The organism is Oleiphilus sp. HI0128 (assembly GCF_001635365.1).
Genome location: NZ_LWGG01001212.1, coordinates 1 through 1,021, shown reverse-complemented (window position 1 = coordinate 1,021; position 1,021 = coordinate 1). Strand labels below are relative to the sequence as shown.

1 protein-coding gene is annotated in these 1,021 nt (G+C 46.4%); it reads left to right on the top strand.

The features are described 5' to 3' along the window. Window positions 1-79 precede the first annotated feature (79 nt). A partial coding sequence (gene atpD, locus A3763_RS20500) for a F0F1 ATP synthase subunit beta (RefSeq protein ID WP_068760418.1) occupies window positions 80-1,021 on the top strand: 942 nt, incomplete at its 3' end.

Sequence of the window (1,021 nt, the reverse complement as noted above, 5' to 3'; positions counted from 1 at the left end):
TTAGTGGTGCAGCTGCGGTATAAGTAGTTCCTGGCAAATTTTGTGTATTTAAAGATTAAAAGTTAACGAGGATCCGGACATGAGTAGCGGAAATATCGTACAAATTATTGGAGCTGTAATCGACGTTGAATTCGCGCGCGAATCAGTTCCAAATGTATATGATGCGTTGCAGGTTGATGGTGTTGATACAACACTTGAAGTACAGCAGCAACTAGGTGATGGTATCGTACGTACTATCGCAATGGGTAGTACTGAAGGTCTAAAGCGTGGGCTGAATGTAGATAACACTGGCGCACCAATTTCTGTACCTGTTGGTCCAGAAACTTTGGGTCGTATCATGGACGTTCTAGGACGCCCAATCGACGAGCGTGGTGACATCGGTGAGCAAGAGCGTATGCCTATTCACCGTAAAGCACCTACTTACGCAGAGCAAGCAGCATCGGCTGAATTGCTAGAAACCGGTATCAAAGTAATCGACTTGGTTTGTCCATTCGCTAAGGGTGGTAAAGTTGGTCTATTCGGTGGTGCGGGCGTTGGTAAAACTGTAAACATGATGGAATTGATCAACAACATCGCACTGAAGCACTCTGGTCTTTCAGTATTCGCAGGTGTTGGTGAGCGTACTCGTGAGGGTAACGATTTCTATCACGAAATGCAGGAAGCTGGCGTTGTAAACCTAGAGACTCCAACAGACTCTAAGGTAGCGATGGTATACGGTCAGATGAACGAGCCACCAGGAAACAGGCTACGTGTTGCCTTGACTGGTTTGACAATGGCTGAGAAGTTCCGTGACGAGGGTAAAGACGTACTATTGTTCGTTGATAATATCTACCGTTACACACTGGCAGGTACTGAAGTATCAGCACTGCTAGGTCGTATGCCTTCAGCGGTAGGTTATCAGCCTACACTAGCTGAGGAAATGGGTGTTCTTCAGGAGCGTATTACATCTACTAAGACTGGTTCGATCACATCGATCCAGGCAGTATATGTACCTGCGGATGACTTGACTGACCCATCTCCA